The following is a 17,030-nucleotide window of genomic DNA, read 5'->3' as shown; positions in this document are numbered from 1 at the left end:
ATGCAAACCAATCTCGCTGATTTCATCAAAGACACACGCGAAGGCAAAGAGGCTGAAGATATCTTGCGCAAGTGTGTGCATTGCGGATTTTGTACAGCCACTTGCCCGACTTATCAATTACTCGGTGATGAGCTTGATGGTCCGCGTGGCCGCATCTATCTCATCAAACAGGTCCTGGAAGGCAAACCTGCGACAGTCAAAACCCAGCAACATCTGGACCGCTGCCTGACTTGCCGCAATTGCGAAACCACCTGCCCCTCTGGTGTGCAATATGGTCGCCTGGTCGATATAGGCCGCCAGATAGTCGAAAAACAGGTAGGCCGCCCGCTGTTCCAAAAGCTTAACCGTGCCGCTCTCAAAGCCGTGTTGCCGCGCAAATGGATATTCAATCCGGCGATGAAGCTGGGGCAAAGCCTGCGCGCTGTCTTGCCCAGGTCCTTGCAAAATAAAGTGCCGGTCGCGCAAGATGCGGGGCAATGGCCGCAAACTGAACATGCCCGCAAGATGCTCTTGCTGGACGGTTGCGTGCAACCTGCCATGTCACCGAATATCAATGCTGCCACTGCCAGGGTTTTGGATGCCATGGGCGTGCAATTGCAGATTGCTCCCAAGGCCGGTTGCTGCGGTGCCATACGCTATCACCTGAATGAGCATGAAGATGGTCTCAATGATATGCGCCAGAATATCGATGCCTGGTGGCCATATGTGGAAGCCGGTGTAGAAGCCATCGTCATGACCGCCTCTGGCTGTGGTGCCACGGTAAAAGAATATGGTCATCTGCTGGCGCATGATGCAGCCTATGCAGGCAAGGCAGGAAAGATATCCATGCTGACCCGTGACCTCAGTGAAATTTTGCCAGAATTTCAGTCACAACTGGTGCAAAGCCTGCAAGGCAAACTGAGCAAGCGCATCGCCTGGCATCCGCCGTGCACCCTGCAACACGGCCAGCAAATACGTGGCAAGGTCGAAGGTCTGTTGACGGCGATAGGTGTAGACGTGAAGCTGTGCGCCGACAGCCATTTATGCTGTGGTTCAGCAGGTACTTATTCTGTCTTGCAGCCGAAACTTTCTTATCAGTTGCGCGATAATAAATTACGCAATCTGGAGGCAACCGATGCAGAGATGATCTTGTCAGCGAATATAGGTTGCCTCACGCATTTGCAATCAGGTACAGAACTGCCGGTACAGCACTGGATAGAACTCATAGACCGGGCATTGCAGGACTCTACGGTAAGTCAGAATTTGCCTGAAGCGGGCAGCACATCAATTGTTGTGAATGAAACTGAGAAAACCGAGTGATGTATGTCCGGCCAGCGTGCACTTCTCAGCGAATGCGGACATCCACAGCAAAGTGTGTTGATGCCCGAGCTCGTGCATGCAGCCTATTATCGCGATTCGTACAGAGCTGAGCCTGCTCATTGCGAATTGACAGTTTGCGATGCGTTTCACGCGATTTTCATGCACAGGCCAACATGGATGAAGTTCATCATGCTGGGCCGTAATTACCTGATGTCCATGTTCGGCATTGCCGTACCAGACAAGACAGAAATCATGCATCCACGCATGCGATCAGATTATAAAGTGGGCGAGAAAATAGGCGCATGGCCTATCTTTTATTTGAGTTCAGAAGAACTGGTTGCCGGGCGCGACAACAGCCATCTGGATTTCCGGCTTTCGATTGTACGTGTACAAGAGCAGCAGACCGTTGCTATTGTAGTATCAACGGTCTGCATCTGTCACAACTGGTATGGGCGAGCTTATATACAACTAATACGCCCTTTTCATCGCTGGGGTGTAAAGTACCTGATACGACAGGCAATGCTGGCAGGGCGTTTATAATTTGATTATTCAGCCAGCAGCTTTTCTATATCATCCAGCAAATCTTTGGGCGCAGTCTGTGGCGCATAGCGCTTGAATACCGTGCCATCTTTTTTGACCAGGAACTTGGTGAAATTCCATTTGATGGACTGGCTACCCAATAAGCCAGGAGCCTGGCTTTTGAGGTGCTGGAACAAGGGGTGAGCCTTGTCGCCGTTGACATCGATTTTGTCAAACAAAGGGAAGGTCACACCAAAATTCTTTTCACAGAAAGCGCCAATTTCTCCCGCAGAGCCAGGTTCCTGATGACCAAACTGGTTGCAGGGAAAGCCCAGTACTTCCACACCCTTGTCCTTGAATTGCTGGTAGATCGCTTCCAGACCTTTATACTGCGGCGTGAAACCGCAATTGCTGGCGGTATTCACAATCAGCAATACCTTGCCTGCATATTGCTTGAGATCGACAGGCTCACCCTGCAGATTATTGGCCTGGAAAGCGAGCGCACTCATACGATGCCCAGGTGTTTGGTGCCAGCGGTCAAGTCCCTGTCTTTGGCATCTTTGCCTCTCAACATGATGGCCAGGCGCAACTCATTGACAGAGTCGGCATTGCGCAAGGCATCCTCATAAGTGATCTCGTCAGCTTCATGCAAATCAAACAGCGATTGATCAAAAGTCTGCATGCCCAGTTCCCGGGATTTTTTCATGATCTCTTTGATCTCATGCACCGCACCTTTAAAGATCAGGTCAGACACCAGTGGCGTATTGAGCATGATTTCCACCGCGGCTGCACGACCCTTGCGGCCCTTCAATGGCACCAGGCGCTGGGAAATAACCGCCTTCAAGTTCAGCGACAAATCCATCAGCAACTGGGCGCGGCGTTCTTCCGGGAAGAAGTTGATGATACGGTCGAGCGCCTGGTTGGAGCTGTTGGCATGCAGGGTAGCCAGGCAAAGATGGCCAGTTTCTGCAAAGGCAACGGCAAAGTCCATGGTTTCACGGTCACGTATCTCGCCGATCTGGATAACATCGGGTGCCTGGCGCAAGGAGTTTTTCAGCGCCGCACCCCAGTCTTCAGTATCAATGCCAATCTCACGCTGGGTGATGATGCAATTCATATGTGGATGCACATATTCTATCGGGTCTTCAATCGTGATGATGTGACCATAGCTATTCGCATTCCTGTAACCCAGCATGGCCGCCAGCGAAGTTGATTTACCTGAGCCGGTAGCACCCACCATGATGACCAGACCACGTTTGGTCATGGCGATTTCTTTGAGGTTTTCTGGCAGCCCCAGGTCTTCCAGTTTTGGAATGGCTGTAGTAATCGTCCGCAATACCAGACCTACGCGGCCCTGTTGCATAAAGGCCGAGACGCGGAAACGTCCCAAACCTGCAGGGCTGATCGCGAAATTACATTCCTTGGTCGATTCAAATTCTGAGGATTGCTTGTCGTTCATGATGGAACGGGCAAGGTCGACAGTATGCGCTGGTGACAAGGGTTGATTCGAGACTGGTGTTACCCGTCCATCGATTTTGAATGCAGGAGGAAAGTCTGCAGTAATAAACAAGTCTGAACCGTTTTTGCTGAGCATGAGTCTCAGCAAATCGTTCATGAATTTGGTGGCCTGATCGCGTTCCATTTTTTATCCTTTGATCTATTAGCCTGGGAAATTGTCTGGCTGTTTGGCTGCACCGCGTGCAGTTCCTACCGAGATGACATTGCGGCGTACCAGTTCTGTCAGATTTTGGTCCAGGGTTTGCATGCCGAGGTTGCTACCAGTTTGTATCGATGAATACATCTGGGCGATCTTGGCTTCGCGGATCAGATTACGTATCGCTGGTGTACCCAGCATGATTTCATGTGCTGCCACACGGCCAGAACCATCCTTGGTTTTCAGCAGAGTTTGCGAGATGACTGCCTGCAGGGACTCTGACAACATCGAACGCACCATTTCTTTTTCTTCCGCCGGGAAAACGTCGACAATACGATCGATGGTTTTTGCAGCAGAGGAGGTATGCAGTGTGCCGAATACCAAGTGACCGGTTTCTGCAGCAGTCAAGGCCAGGCGTATGGTTTCCAGATCACGCAACTCACCCACCAGGATGGCATCAGGATCTTCACGCAGAGCAGAGCGCAGCGCGTTGTTGAAAGACATGGTGTGCGGGCCGACTTCACGCTGGTTGATCAGGCATTTTTTGGATTCATGCACAAATTCTATTGGGTCTTCTACGGTCAGGATATGGCCATATTCGTGTTCGTTGAGATGGTTCACCATGGCAGCCAGGGTGGTTGATTTACCCGAGCCGGTAGGGCCAGTCACCAGTACCAGGCCACGTGGTTTCAAGGCCAGTTCAGCGAAAATCTTGGGCGTATTCAACTGTTCCAGGGACAAAATCTTGGAAGGAATGGTACGCATAACGGCAGCGGCACCACGCTCCTGGTTAAACGCATTCACACGGAAGCGTGCCAGACCAGGGATGGAGAAGGAGAAGTCACACTCCAGCGTGTCTTCATAGGCTTTGCGCTGGGAGTCATTCATGATGTCATAGATTAACTCATGCACATCTTTATGCTCCAGGGGCGGCAAATTAATACGCCTGACGTCGCCATGTACCCGTATCATGGGCGGCAAGCCGGAAGATAAGTGTAAGTCGGAGGCATTGTTCTTGACGGAGAACGCCAACAGTTCTGAAATGTCCATTTATAATTCCGGTAATGAAATCGTTGTTGATTATGGGTAGGTAAGCCGCTTCAAAGCGCGATAAAAGCCATATTAAGCTGTGGGTGGGAGTTTTACCAGAAGTTCACAACGAATTAGATAGATTTTTGGTTACTGATTATGTCCTCAATTTCTGACAACTGGCAAGCCGTAACTGCCGATATCCGCGCTGCGGCCCTTGCCAGCGGGCGCGACCCGCAACAACTACGCCTGTTGGCCGTATCCAAGACCTTTACTGCGGATGCTGTCATAGCAGCCGCAGAGGCTGGCCAGCACTGTTTTGGTGAAAATTATCTGCAAGAAGCTTTGGAGAAGATGCAGGAAGTACAGGTAAAAAAGCCGCAACTTCAACTCGAATGGCATTTTATCGGTCCCATACAAAGCAACAAGACGCGCCCAATTGCCGAGCATTTTGCCTGGGTGCATTCAGTCGACAGGGAAAAAATCGCTCAGCGCCTGTCGGAACAAAGACCGGCAGATATGCCAGCCCTGAATATTTGTTTGCAAGTTAATATCAGCGGTGAGGCCAGCAAGAGCGGTGTTTTGCCTAAGGAAGCTGTGGCGCTGGCGCAAAAAATCGTGGCACTGCCAGGCTTGCACTTGCGTGGCCTGATGGCCGTGCCTGAAGCCAGTGATGATGAGCAGGTACAAAGACAGGCTTTTCGCCAGTTAAAGTTATTAAGTGAGCACATACAGGCTGCGGGTATCGCCCTGGATACTCTGTCCATGGGCATGAGTGCAGACATGCATGCGGCCATCGCCGAAGGCAGCACCATGCTGAGAATAGGAACCGCCATTTTTGGAAACCGCAACTATGCAAAATAAGATGAAAATCGCCTTCATAGGCGGTGGCAACATGGCCAATGCCCTGATTGGTGGCTTGCTTAAAAATCTGACCACAGCTGAACATATACATGTCATTGATGTGAACCAGGCTTCACTGGACAAGCTCACCAGTGACTTTGGCGTAACAACAGCACTCGCCGCTGATGCCAGGCTGGCGCAGATGGATGCGATTATCCTGGCGGTGAAACCCCAGCAATTGCGTGCAGTGGTGCAAGGGCTGGCAGCTTATCTGGACCAGCAATTGCTGATTTCCATTGCTGCTGGCATACGCGCTACGGATATGGCGCGCTGGCTGGGCGGCTATGAAAAAATTGTCCGCACCATGCCCAATACGCCTGCACTCATCGCTCAGGGCATGACAGGCTTGTTTGCCCTGGCTGGTGTCAGTGCCGGGCAAAAACAAATGGCCGAGCACATCATGCAGGCTGTGGGTGCCACTACCTGGCTGGACGATGAAAGCTTGCTTGATGCAGTAACCGCAGTATCCGGCAGTGGCCCTGCCTATGTATTTTATTTTATTGAAGCCATGCAAGAGGCAGCGACAGAGCTGGGCCTGAGCCCTGAGCAAGGCTTGCAACTGGCGATGGCGACTTTTACTGGCGCCGCGCAACTGGCGACACAAGCAACTGAGCCAGTGGCGATCTTGCGGGAACGTGTCACTTCAAAGGGCGGCACCACTTATGCAGCCTTGAGCAGTATGGAAAATGCCGGTGTCAAACAATCCATCGTCAATGCCATCAAGGCGGCGGCGGCCAGGGGTAAAGAGCTGGGGGATGAGTTTGGCAAGGATGAGCAATCATAAAACTGGCTGAACTGACCGGTCGCGCAAGACTAGTCAATGCGGCTTACCTCGATAAGCCTGCGTGCTTAATGACTTTGGCTTGTCTGGCTGAATAGCTTAAATAGCTATTTAGTTCAGCTACTTAATTGCTGGTATCACTAACATCCGTGCGCATGCGTTGCACTATGCCAGCGACGCTGCGCCAGGTTTCCCAGCCCAGCAAAGCGGATCTGGCAAAAGAAAATATCCGTCTGGGTTTGAGTATAAACAAGGCAGCAATGGCTAGCCCACCCAGTAGCGGGCGCTGACGGGCAATCTGCCCGGCCTTGCTCAGCATGCCTGTTGCGACGCCGACCATGCCTATGGATTCTTTGAACTCCTGGCAATGTATTGCCATCAGGCTGCGTTCTGCCTGGATTTTCAATAATAAGGCTTGACGTCGCAAGACCAGTCTTCCCAGGTGGCTCATGGTCTGTTCCTTAATCCTTCTTGCCGTTATCAATACTCATAGAGCTAACTGAGGTAACTGCACCATCCGCGCTATCAGTACTTTCAGTACTGCGCATGGCGGCAGCGTCCTTTTTCAATTCAGCCAGACTGTGCGACAGAAAACCTGGTTTGTTGTTGAATTGATTGCGTAGCCACAGCGCTATGCCCAGAGACAGGGAAGTGAACAGCGCAATTAAGCCTAGCAATACGGCATAGCGGTGAGTATCCCAAAATGCGGCAATGACAGTCAGTATCGCCAGCAAGATGGCAATACCGGCAAAAAACAGCGCCGACAATGACCACAGCAGGCCAGAAGAAAAGCGTGCCAGCTCTTCTTCCAGTTCTACTGCAGCCAGTTCCAGGCGGGTGTGGACAAGATTGCCCAGGGTAGCGGCAACTTGTCTCAGCGAGTCACTGATGGCCATTGCTTATCGGCTGCGGCCGATGAGCAAGCCTACCAGCAAACCAACACCGGCAGCGATACCGGCTGATTGCCAGGGATTTTCCTTGACGTAGACATCTGTTGCTTTGGCAGCTTCCTTGGTGCGGGTCACGACCAAGTCTTCTATGCGTTCAACTTCAGCCTTGGCATTTCTCAGGGTTTTTTCAAAGCGTGCTTTGGCAGACTGAAAGCCTTCACTGCTTTGCTGTTCAGTATTTTTCAAGAGTTCTTCGGCATCACGGATGACCAGATGCAAGTCGTTCATCAATTGTTCTCTATGTTCGTCTACTGTACTCATGATTCATCCTTTGTGGTTAATAAGAGAATTTCAATTTACTCAAAAAGTATGGGGCTAATTTGCGCAAATACAAGAGTAAGCCAGTGCATTAAGAAATTAGCAATCTATGGGCTTACTTTACTGCATAGTCAATGGCAATGCCAGCGAAGATTGCGGCGCCCAGCCAATTGTTATTATTGAATGCGGCAAAACAAGCCATGCGCTCGCGCCCCCGTATCAACTGGTAATGATAGATTGCGAACAACACAGCCACCCCCATGCCCAGCAGGAAATAGCCACGCAAACCATGTTCCCAGCCCACCAGGGTGATCAGGATAAAACTGAGGGCATAGCACAGCATAACGGCAAACACATCGTACTGACCAAAAGTGATGGCTGAAGTCTTGATGCCTATTTTTATATCATCGTCCCGGTCTACCATGGCGTACTCAGTATCATAGGCGACTGCCCAGAATACATTGGCCAGCAACAGTAACCAGGCTGTCATCGGTACGGTATTTTGCACGGCAGCAAAAGCCATGGGTATGCCAAAACCAAAGGCTATGCCCAGATACGCCTGGGGAATGGCAAAAAAACGCTTGAAATAAGGATAGCTGCCCGCTACAACCACCGCCACTACCGACAGCATCTTGGTCAAACCATTCAAAGGCAGGATCAGGCAGTAGGAAATCAGCGACAACACCACGGCTACGCCCACGGCTTCTTTGCCAGAAATCTTGCCACTGGTCAGCGGTCTCTCGGCCGTGCGTTTGACATGGCGGTCAAAATCACGATCGGCATAATCATTGATGGCACAACCAGCCGAACGCATAAGCGCCGTACCCAGGCTGAAAATCAATACCAGTTGCCAGCCCGGTTGCCCATTCGAAGCTATCCACAAAGCCGCCAGAGTAGGCCAGAGCAATAAAAGTATGCCTATGGGTTTATGCAGCCTGACCAGTTTGATATACCAGCCCAGGCGTGTCAGCAAGAAATTCATGATTAAGCTTTGTTGTTACTCATGGCAGAATTATAAGTGTTATCTATACATAGGGTGGGGTGGAATGCTATCGTAGCGAAATTCTCATATATCAATATGACTGTCAGCTCTTCTCAGGACCATTTATGAAATTGCATACCAAACTGGCTTGGGCCAGTGCCGCCGTATTGATGAGCTTTGCTGGCTCCGCCCATGCTGTGACAGAGATAAGCTGGTGGCATTCCATGACCGGCGCACTCGGTGACCGGGTCACTGCACTGGCAGATCAATTCAATAAAAGCCAGAGTGAATACAAGGTCACGGCTGTTTACAAAGGCAATTATGACGAAGCACTGGCTGCAGGCATAGCTGCCTTCCGTGCTGGCAATGCGCCACATATCTTGCAGGTATTTGAAGTCGGTACTGCCACCATGATGTATGCCAAGGGGGCGGTCAAACCAGTATCTGAAGTCATGAAAGTCGCAGGTGAAAAATTCGATGCCTCCGTCTATGTGCCAGCAGTAGCGGGTTATTACACTTCACCCAAGGGGGAAATGCTGTCCTTCCCCTTCAATAGCTCAACCACGGTGTTTTACTATAATAAGGATATGTTTGCCAAAGCAGGCATGGACCCCAACAAGGCACCGGCAACCTGGCAAGAAGTGGTTGCGGCTGCAGCCCGATTGAAAGCCAGTGGCGAAAAATGCGCCTATACAACTGGCTGGCAAACCTGGGTGCACCTGGAAAGTTTCTCAGCCTGGCACAATGTGGAGTTTGCTTCCAAGGGCAATGGCTTTGGCGGCCTTGATGCACGCCTGACATTTAATAGCCCCCTGCATGTACGCCATATAGAAAACCTGGAAAACTGGGCCAAGCAAGGTTACTTCACTTATGCTGGTCGCAAGAATGAGCCGGAAGCCAAATTCTATTCTGGTGAATGCGGCATGCTGACTTCATCCAGCTCAGCCTATGGCAATATCGCCAAGAATGCCAAGTTCAAATTCGCTGTTGCACCGCTGCCATATTATTCTGACGTCAAAGGCGCACCGCAAAATACCATCATAGGTGGTGCTTCGCTATGGAGCATGAATGGCAAAAAGACCGAAGAATACAAGGGCGTCGCCAAGTTCTATAAATTTCTTTCGCAGCCAGAAGTGCAGGCCAAATGGCATCAGGAAACCGGTTACCTGCCGATCACCAGTGCCGCCTATGAGATGACCAGGAAGTCTGGTTTTTATGAGAAAACACCAGGCCCCGGCGTCGCCGTCCAGCAAATGATCGTCAAGACCACAGACAAATCCCGCGGCATACGCCTGGGCAGTTTTGTACAGATACGCACTATCATGGATGAAGAACTGGAGTCCGTCTGGAGCGGCAAAAAATCAGCCAAGGCCGCCCTGGATAATGCTGTTTTGCGTGGCAATGAATTGCTGGATCGCTTCGAAAAAGCGAATAAATAAAGTCAAGATCAAGACCTCTCAACACAGAGACACAGAGGGGGCACAGAGGACACAGAGAAAAACAAAGGCATCACATTTCTTTGTTCGACTTGCTTTCCTCTTGTTCTTCTCTGTGTCTCTGTGTCTCTGTGGTGAGCTTTCCGGTTTTAAAATATTCATTAGAGGTTTTTTTGGAAAAGCGTGCGCGGTTTCGTTCGGCCTGGTTGCCTTATCTGTTGCTCTTGCCGCAGTTACTGGTAACGGTGCTGTTTTTTTTCTGGCCTGCTGTGCAGGCCCTGTATCAATCCGTCTTGTTGCAGGATGCCTTTGGCATGTCTACGCAGTTTGTCTGGTTTGATAATTTCAAGTCCCTGTTTGCCGATGAGACGTATCTGGCGGCCTTCAAGACCACGGCCCTGTTTTCCAGCCTGGTAGCTGTGCTGGGACTTAGCCTGTCTTTATTGCTGGCGGTTTTTGCTGACAGGGTAGTCCGGGGCAGCTCCATCTACAAGACCATGCTGATCTGGCCATATGCAGTGTCGCCGGTTGTTGTCGGCGTGTTGTGGATGTTCTTGCTCAATCCTACGCTGGGTATCGTTGCGCATGGTTTGCGCCATTTTGGCATTGAGTGGAATAATCTCTTGAATGGCCGCCATGCGATGATATTGATTGTCCTGGCTGCGGTCTGGAAGCAGATCAGCTATAACTTTTTATTCTTCCTCGCGGGTTTGCAGTCCATACCCAAGTCTTTGATAGAAGCGGCAGCGATAGATGGTGCTGGACCATGGAAGCGTTTCTTCACCATCGTCTTCCCACTGCTGACACCAACCACTTTCTTCTTGCTGGTGGTGAATATCGTCTACGCCTTTTTTGATACTTTTGCCATTGTTGAAGCGACTACCCAGGGCGGCCCTGGCAAGGATACCGAGATCCTGGTATTCAAAGTGTTCAATGATGGTTTCAAAGGTGGCGATCTTGGCAGTGCTGCCGCCCAGTCCGTCATATTGATGAGCATCGTCATCGTCCTGACTGTGCTGCAATTCAAATACATAGAAAAGAAAGTGCAGTATTAAGCATGATAGAACGCCGACCTTTTCTGGGCATGTTCAGTCACTTTATCCTGATACTTGGTGTCAGCCTGGTGGCTTTTCCCATCTATGTCGCCTTTGTTGCCGCTACCCAGACGGCTGAACAATCTGCCCTGGCCCCCATGTCCCTGATCCCGGGTGACCAGCTCTGGGTCAATCTGCAAGCAGTACTGGGAAGCGGTACCTCAGGCAATGTCACCAGCAGTCCGGTGGGGCGCATGATGTGGGTCAGCCTGGTATCTGCGTTGATGATCGCTATTGGCAAGATTTCGATTTCCATGCTGTCGGCTTTCGCGCTGGTGTATTTTCGCTTCCCTGGCCGCACACTGTTTTTCTGGATGATTTTTGTCACCCTGATGTTGCCTGTCGAGGTGCGTATCAGCCCGACTTATAAAGTGGTGTCCGATTTGTCCATGCTCAATAGCTATGCAGGTTTGACAGTGCCACTAATCGCCTCGGCGACAGCGACCTTCTTGTTCAGGCAATTCTTTTTAACTGTACCTGACGAGTTGGCAGAAGCCGCGCGCATCGATGGTGCTGGCCCCTTGCGCTTCTTCAAGGATATTCTGTGGCCGCTATCGCGCACCAATGTGATTGCCCTGTTCGTCATCATGTTCATCTATGGCTGGAACCAATACCTCTGGCCCTTGCTGGTCTCGACAGAACAGAATATGTACCCCATAGGTGTCGGCATCAAGCGCATGATTGCTGGCGGTGATGCTGCAGTTGAATGGAATATGGTGATGGCGACTTTGCTGCTGGCGATGTTGCCGCCGGGGCTGGTGGTGGTCATCATGCAAAAATGGTTTGTTAAAGGTTTGGTAGATTCCGAAAAATAGTATGGCACAACTACATTTTAAAAACGTTACCAAAACTTACGGCAAGGGCGATAAAGCCGTTGCTGTCATCCATGGCATTTCCATGGATATCAGGCATGGCGAATTCATCGTCATGGTTGGCCCTTCTGGCTGCGGCAAATCGACGCTCTTGCGCATGGTCGCGGGGCTGGAAGAAATCACTTCTGGCGATATCGTCATTGGCGACAGGGTAGTCAATAATCTGGAGCCCAAGGACAGGGATATCGCCATGGTGTTCCAGAACTATGCCCTGTACCCGCACATGAGCGTGTACCAGAACATGGCCTATGGCTTGAAGATACGCGGCTTTTCCAAAGCCGATATTGAGACCAGGGTACAAAAAGCCGCGCAGATACTGGAGCTCGGTGCATTGCTGGACAGGACGCCGCGCCAACTCTCAGGCGGTCAGCGCCAGCGCGTCGCCATGGGGCGTGCCATCGTCAGGGAGCCAGCAGTATTTTTGTTTGATGAGCCACTATCGAATCTGGATGCTAAATTGCGGGTGCAAATGCGCCTGGAAATCCAGCGCCTGCACAAGGCACTTGGTACCACCAGCCTGTATGTCACCCATGATCAGGTCGAGGCCATGACCCTGGGCCAGCGCATGATAGTCATGAACGGCGGAGTGGCAGAACAGATAGGTACACCGGCAGAAGTGTATGCGACACCAGCCACCACCTTTGTCGCCAGCTTCATCGGTTCACCGCCGATGAATCTCTTGCGTGGCAAACTCACAGAAAATGGCAGGCAGATGCAGATAGGTCAGGCGCTGGTGTCATTGCCTTTGGTGCAAAGCGAAGCAGAGCGCGTCGCCAATCGTGAATTGATACTGGGTGTACGCCCGGAACATTTGTTCATAGGCATGCCAGGCTTGCCACTGGACGTGCAACTGGTTGAGTCACTGGGCGCAGATTTGCTGGTGCATGGCTTGTGCGGCGGCCAGTCCATGGTGATTCGCACACCCGCAGGTACAGCGGTAGAGGCGGGACAGCGAACGACGGCTGGCTTTGCAGCCGACGTCGTGCATTGGTTTGATCCTGTTACCAATAAACGTATTTCAACAGATTAAATGTTGAATAGATTAATTCACTACACTTTCACTAAACTATCAGCGCAGCTTTGCGTTGCTGTCGCTGCTGTTGCAAAGATTCCGGGCGCGCACTGGCGCGGCTGGGTGGGCTGCTGAGTCTGCTGGCTTTGTCCAGGGACGGGGCGGCATGCGCAGTGTTCTGGCCGCACAGATAACCCAGGCCAAATACAGTCAGGGTCAAAAGTATTGCAATGGCATATCTCTTTACTGTATCACCAGTGATAGTTGTGTCACTACTTGTTCCCATTCCTGTGTACTCCAGACTGATGTATGCATTGAAGAGATGGCCAGCTTAGGCGTTACATAACACTATTAAAGAGTCTTAATGTCCTGTTATTGAACTTCGCACAGCTTTTGCAGGTCGAAGTGTCGCAATAATTAAAAAAACGTACCAGAAAATTGCTGAAGGCATCGTTATTCAGTATTTTTGGTATTAAAATGCGGTACTATTTGCAAAATTTCACATTTAGCCGGGAAGTATTCATGAGTTCACCAGAATTGGTCTTGAAAGTCTTGCGCTCAGAGTTGCGTGCCGCAGGTGTGACTTACAAAATGCTGGCAGAGCGCATAGGCATGAGTGAATCCAGCATGAAGCGCATGTTTGGCCAAAAGGATATGAGCCTGTCGCGTCTGGCTGAGATTTGCAAGGCATCTGGCATCGCCATGGAAGATGTCCTGCGCCAGGCTGCCGATGTCACGCCGCATGCCGATACCCTGAGCCTGGCGCAAGAGCAGTCGCTGATGACTGACCCCAAATTATTGCTGGTGGCGATTTGTTGCCTGGGGCACTGGACACTGGAGCAAATCATAGAAACTTATCATCTTTCAGAAGCCGAATGCGTGCTGCATCTGATTGCTCTCGATAAGCTCGATGTCATAGAACTGCGCCCGCTGAATCGCTATCGCCTGAAAGTATCACCCGCATTCCACTGGCGTGCCGATGGCCCGATACAGCAATATTTCCGCGATGTGGTGGTTGGCGATTATTTTGCTGGCAGTTTTGATGGACAAGGCGAGACCTTGCTCTTTGTCCCTGCCAGGGTTTCGTCGCATAGCGCCATGGAAATGGTGCAAAAGATACAGCAACTGGCGGCTGAACTGGCGCGCCTGCACCAGGATGACCGTCGCCTGCGGCCAGAAGAGCGTGATGGCTTTACTTTGCTGGTGGGTTTCCGTTCCTGGGAATTCTCAGCCTTTACGGCGCTGCGCCGACCGGAGGCGGCAGCGCCGGTCAAAGGACTGACTCACCAGATAGGGCCGAGGAAAAGATAAAGCGAAGAACCATTGCCGCGGGTCGCGCCAGCTCCGAAGAACAGTGGACCAAAGCGGGTATCGACAGAGACAAAGGCGCTGCCAGCCTGTTTCAGGGTGTCCAGGCGCAGACTGTGGCCGTTACCATAAGTGTTGCCAAGTTCCAGCGAGAATCCGGTACGTATCGCACCACCTATGGTGGTAGGTAAAGAACCTATTTTGCGTGCCAGTACGAAGCGGCCAAAAGCCGTAGCATCGCCCTCCAAAGAGTTATTTGCGGTGCCAGACAGCCGCAAGAAACCGCCCAGTGGATTGGGTGCACCGCCACGTTCTGAGCGACTCCATTCACCATATAAATGACCTGCCCATTCGCCAACCTGGAAAGCAGCCAAGGCATCAATCTGGGATTGGGCCTGTGAACGCTCTCCCGGATTTTTTGCCGGAGTATGCTCCCAGCTTGAAGACACCAGATAACCGCGACTGGGATTTGCCAGCGAATCCAGGGTGTCGAGGCGGAAGCGCAAATACTGGGTAGTGCTGTAGTAACGCAAGCTATCCTGGCTGAAATCGGCTGGTAGCAGGAAATCTACCTTACCAAAACTACGGCTGGCCCCCGCTTCTATAGTGCCCCAGTTATCAAGCTGACGTCCAAAGCTCAGACTGGCCTGGGTGCCGCGTAAGCCCACACGCAATTTCTTGCGTCCCTCTTGATACAAGTCCATGCTACTGCCATTGTATTCAACAGAGGGGGCGATATACCATGGTGAGCCAGAGGCCAGCGGTTGCCAGAATTGCGTGCCCAACTGGCGTTGACTGCCTATGCGGGCATAGCTGCGCAATTCAGCGCCATAACTATTGAGTGAAGACGCAATATGCATGATACTCAGGCCAAAGCGATTTTCATCAGCGAAATCACTGGTCAGTTCCAGGCCTACCCTGAGTCTGTTGCGGCTGGAATTTGACTCTGAAGGTTTGATGAGCACATTGCGCTTGCCCTCGTCATCCGTGATGATGGTTTCTATATTGTCGATATCGCCACGTCCATATAACTTGCCCGAGGCTTGCCTGATCTGCTCCTGGGACAGCACCTGGCCAGGCTTCAAGCCGGTCTGCGCGATCAATGCCTGGGGATTGATGTAGCGCGGCCCTTCTACTTCTATCTTCGCCAGCGGTAATTTGTCTGCCGTGCTGCGTGCAGCCTGGCCAGCATTCGACCTTTGGTATTCAAACACGGCATATTGTTCATCAGGCACGCGCAGGGCGCTGAGCTGGATAGCCATTTTATTGGCTGCGTTTTCACCTGCCTTGATGGATTGCTGATATTGCCCAAAATCGAGAAAACTGATGCCTGACAATTCAGGAGCAATCAAGACATCGGTTTTGCGCAATTCCCTGATCGAACGCTGCACATTTTGCTCAGTCAGGATTTGCAGCATTTGTTTGGTGACATCGATGGCACTATTGAGTTCATTTTCCTTGGCCAGGGGTGTACCTACATTGACGGCAATAATGATATCTGCCCCCATGCGGCGCGCCAGTTCCACTGGCAAATTGCTGACCAGGCCACCATCGACAACCAGCTTTTGTTTAATGCGGACCGGTGCAAAAACACCGGGCAAGGCCAGCGAGGCGCGCATGGTCATCAGTAAGGGCGTGTCATTCAACTCCACCATGTCGCCTGTCAGCAAATCAGAGGCGACAGAAAGAAAGGGCAGGGACAGTTGATTGACGGGTTGATCACGCATGCCTTCGGGCATCAGTCGGGTCAGTGCATTTTCCAGGGCAGCATTACCAGCAGCGGCGGGCGGCAAGAATACGCCAGACTTGGTGACGGCGAATTCTATGCGTGAAGGCAGCAGCAAGTCTTCTTCCTTGCGACGGTAATCCAAATCATAGCGGGCTGGGCGGTCGGCCAGCACACTTTCCCAATCGGTTTCGCGGACGATTTGTTCCAGCTCATCAGCTGAGCGCCCGGAGGCATAGGCACCACCAACGACTGCACCTATGCTGGTACCAACCACCATATCGACAGGTATGCGCATTTTGCGCAGGGCACGCAAGACACCTATATGGGCAAAACCGCGTGCACCACCACCCGAGAGTACCAGGGCGATTTTGGGACGCTTGGTCTCATCATGGGTAGTAGTGCTGGAGTTTTGTGTGTCGCCAGTTATTTGGGCCTGGCTGTCAAAGGTAAAAAAGCTGGTTGCCAAGCAGGCAAACACCACCAGTATCCGGGACAATGACATGAACTGAAGCTTTCTGTAGAAAAGTGATGAGTTGGGCTTGTTGCTATAGACCACAATCATCAGCATGTTTCGCAAAAGACCGCAGTATATACTCATCGCTCTGGGCAAGGATGAGCAATTTACCAATTCCTGCCTATGATGTTAATTCTGTGAATTGACCAGGGCAGTCAAAATATGGTCGCGCCAGACACCATTGATTTTGAGATAAGACCTGGCATAGCCTTCTTTTTCAAAACCCAGTCTTTCCAGCAAAGCGGCGCTGCGCAGGTTTTCTGGCACATAATTCGCCATGACGCGATGCAGGCCTTGCCGCTGGAACATGTGGGTGATGCCCGCATTAACGGCCTCTTGCATATAACCCTGGCCTTGCTGCTTTTCTGCAATGGCATAACCCAGATGGCAGGCATGAAAAACACCACGAACGATATTGCTGAAATTGCAAATACCTATCATGTCATGCTCCAGGCAAACGGCAAAATGCATGGCCAGCCCTGCTTCCATCAGGCGGAAACTGGAATGCAGTCTTTCTTCGCATTTCTCCAGCGAGAAAAAATCTTCATCGCGCACCGGCTCCCATGGAGCCAGGTGAGCGCGGTTTTCCAATAAATACGCCTGCAACATGGTGGCATGTTCAGGCATTAGTACCCGCAATTGCAGGCGCGTGGTCGCGATCGCTTCTTTGTTCATCGTGCAGGGGGATAA

General features: G+C 51.4%; 19 protein-coding genes. 9 read left to right on the top strand and 10 right to left on the bottom strand.

Features of this window, described 5'->3' with window-relative positions; genetic code table 11:
* Entirely contained in the window at positions 1–1,299 is a 1,299-nt protein-coding gene (gene glcF, locus ACO0LF_RS10420) for a glycolate oxidase subunit GlcF (protein WP_423014038.1), read from the top strand.
* A 3-nt stretch (positions 1,300–1,302) separates the two neighbouring features.
* Positions 1,303–1,839, top strand: coding sequence for a DUF2867 domain-containing protein (locus ACO0LF_RS10415; protein WP_423014037.1), 537 nt, complete (start codon positions 1,303–1,305; stop codon positions 1,837–1,839).
* A 5-nt stretch (positions 1,840–1,844) separates the two neighbouring features.
* On the opposite strand, the gene ACO0LF_RS10410 is transcribed toward ACO0LF_RS10415, so the two are convergent.
* From ACO0LF_RS10410 to ACO0LF_RS10400, 3 genes are read right to left on the bottom strand one after another with little or no spacing between them, the layout of a single operon-like run.
* Positions 1,845–2,327 carry a glutathione peroxidase gene (locus ACO0LF_RS10410; RefSeq protein WP_423014036.1) on the bottom strand — a complete coding sequence of 161 codons (483 nt, stop codon included), beginning with the start codon at positions 2,325–2,327 and terminating at the stop codon, positions 1,845–1,847.
* On the bottom strand, positions 2,324–3,460 hold the full coding sequence (locus tag ACO0LF_RS10405; RefSeq protein ID WP_423014035.1) for a PilT/PilU family type 4a pilus ATPase: 1,137 nt from the start codon (positions 3,458–3,460) through the stop codon (positions 2,324–2,326). Before ACO0LF_RS10405 ends, ACO0LF_RS10410 begins: the two co-directional genes overlap by 4 nt.
* 18 nt (positions 3,461–3,478) lie before the next feature.
* Positions 3,479–4,522: a type IV pilus twitching motility protein PilT gene (locus ACO0LF_RS10400; RefSeq protein ID WP_423014034.1), complete on the bottom strand. Its 1,044-nt coding sequence runs from the start codon at positions 4,520–4,522 to the stop codon at positions 3,479–3,481.
* Positions 4,523–4,660: 138 nt separating this feature from the next.
* Between ACO0LF_RS10400 and ACO0LF_RS10395 the strand changes: the two genes are divergently transcribed.
* Both ACO0LF_RS10395 and proC read left to right on the top strand, forming a co-directional pair.
* Positions 4,661–5,365 (top strand): YggS family pyridoxal phosphate-dependent enzyme, encoded by a 705-nt coding sequence (locus tag ACO0LF_RS10395; RefSeq protein ID WP_423014033.1) that lies wholly within the window; start codon positions 4,661–4,663, stop codon positions 5,363–5,365.
* Position 5,366: 1 nt separating this feature from the next.
* A complete protein-coding gene (proC, locus tag ACO0LF_RS10390; RefSeq protein ID WP_423014032.1) occupies positions 5,367–6,188 on the top strand; it encodes a pyrroline-5-carboxylate reductase in 822 nt (273 codons plus the stop codon).
* A 121-nt stretch (positions 6,189–6,309) separates the two neighbouring features.
* Here the strand turns inward: proC and ACO0LF_RS10385 are convergent, their stop codons facing one another.
* The 4 genes from ACO0LF_RS10385 to ubiA form a co-directional block, all read right to left on the bottom strand.
* On the bottom strand, positions 6,310–6,636 hold the full coding sequence (locus tag ACO0LF_RS10385) for a YqjK family protein (protein WP_423014031.1): 327 nt from the start codon (positions 6,634–6,636) through the stop codon (positions 6,310–6,312).
* Positions 6,637–6,646: 10 nt separating this feature from the next.
* Positions 6,647–7,081, bottom strand: a complete 435-nt coding sequence (locus ACO0LF_RS10380; protein WP_423014030.1) for a phage holin family protein — start codon at positions 7,079–7,081, stop codon at positions 6,647–6,649.
* A gap of 3 nt (positions 7,082–7,084) precedes the next feature.
* Complete coding sequence (locus ACO0LF_RS10375; protein ID WP_423001991.1) at positions 7,085–7,396, bottom strand: DUF883 family protein; 312 nt, start codon at positions 7,394–7,396, stop codon at positions 7,085–7,087.
* Between the two features lie 112 nt (positions 7,397–7,508).
* Positions 7,509–8,363 carry a 4-hydroxybenzoate octaprenyltransferase gene (gene ubiA, locus ACO0LF_RS10370; RefSeq protein WP_423014221.1) on the bottom strand — a complete coding sequence of 285 codons (855 nt, stop codon included), beginning with the start codon at positions 8,361–8,363 and terminating at the stop codon, positions 7,509–7,511.
* Between the two features lie 137 nt (positions 8,364–8,500).
* Between ubiA and ugpB the strand changes: the two genes are divergently transcribed.
* The 4 genes from ugpB (at position 8,501) to ACO0LF_RS10350 (ending at position 12,807) form a co-directional block, all read left to right on the top strand.
* On the top strand, positions 8,501–9,814 hold the full coding sequence (gene ugpB / locus ACO0LF_RS10365; RefSeq protein WP_423014029.1) for a sn-glycerol-3-phosphate ABC transporter substrate-binding protein UgpB: 1,314 nt from the start codon (positions 8,501–8,503) through the stop codon (positions 9,812–9,814).
* 170 nt (positions 9,815–9,984) lie between these two features.
* On the top strand, positions 9,985–10,866 hold the full coding sequence (ugpA, locus tag ACO0LF_RS10360; RefSeq protein WP_423014028.1) for a sn-glycerol-3-phosphate ABC transporter permease UgpA: 882 nt from the start codon (positions 9,985–9,987) through the stop codon (positions 10,864–10,866).
* A 2-nt stretch (positions 10,867–10,868) separates the two neighbouring features.
* Complete coding sequence (ugpE, locus tag ACO0LF_RS10355; protein WP_423014027.1) at positions 10,869–11,720, top strand: sn-glycerol-3-phosphate ABC transporter permease UgpE; 852 nt, start codon at positions 10,869–10,871, stop codon at positions 11,718–11,720.
* Between the two features lies 1 nt (position 11,721).
* The gene (locus ACO0LF_RS10350) at positions 11,722–12,807 is read left to right on the top strand and encodes a sn-glycerol-3-phosphate import ATP-binding protein UgpC (protein ID WP_423014026.1); all 1,086 of its coding nucleotides are present in this window, start codon (positions 11,722–11,724) and stop codon (positions 12,805–12,807) included.
* A 31-nt stretch (positions 12,808–12,838) separates the two neighbouring features.
* Here ACO0LF_RS10350 and ACO0LF_RS10345 read toward each other — a convergent pair whose 3' ends face one another.
* A complete protein-coding gene (locus ACO0LF_RS10345; protein ID WP_423014025.1) occupies positions 12,839–13,075 on the bottom strand; it encodes a hypothetical protein in 237 nt (78 codons plus the stop codon).
* A 236-nt stretch (positions 13,076–13,311) separates the two neighbouring features.
* Here ACO0LF_RS10345 and ACO0LF_RS10340 point away from each other — a divergent pair, with 236 nt between their 5' ends.
* Positions 13,312–14,100, top strand: a complete 789-nt coding sequence (locus ACO0LF_RS10340; RefSeq protein WP_423001996.1) for a helix-turn-helix domain-containing protein — start codon at positions 13,312–13,314, stop codon at positions 14,098–14,100.
* On the opposite strand, the gene ACO0LF_RS10335 is transcribed toward ACO0LF_RS10340, so the two are convergent.
* Positions 14,073–16,328, bottom strand: coding sequence for a patatin-like phospholipase family protein (locus ACO0LF_RS10335; protein WP_423014024.1), 2,256 nt, complete (start codon positions 16,326–16,328; stop codon positions 14,073–14,075). The genes ACO0LF_RS10340 and ACO0LF_RS10335 overlap by 28 nt on opposite strands.
* 141 nt (positions 16,329–16,469) lie before the next feature.
* Positions 16,470–17,015, bottom strand: a complete 546-nt coding sequence (gene rimJ / locus ACO0LF_RS10330) for a ribosomal protein S5-alanine N-acetyltransferase (RefSeq protein WP_423014023.1) — start codon at positions 17,013–17,015, stop codon at positions 16,470–16,472.
* Positions 17,016–17,030 lie beyond the last annotated feature (15 nt).

The sequence above is a fragment of the Undibacterium sp. Di27W genome, from assembly GCF_049340345.1.
GTDB lineage: Bacteria > Pseudomonadota > Gammaproteobacteria > Burkholderiales > Burkholderiaceae_D > Undibacterium.
This window is presented reverse-complemented; position numbering and strand designations above follow the sequence as displayed.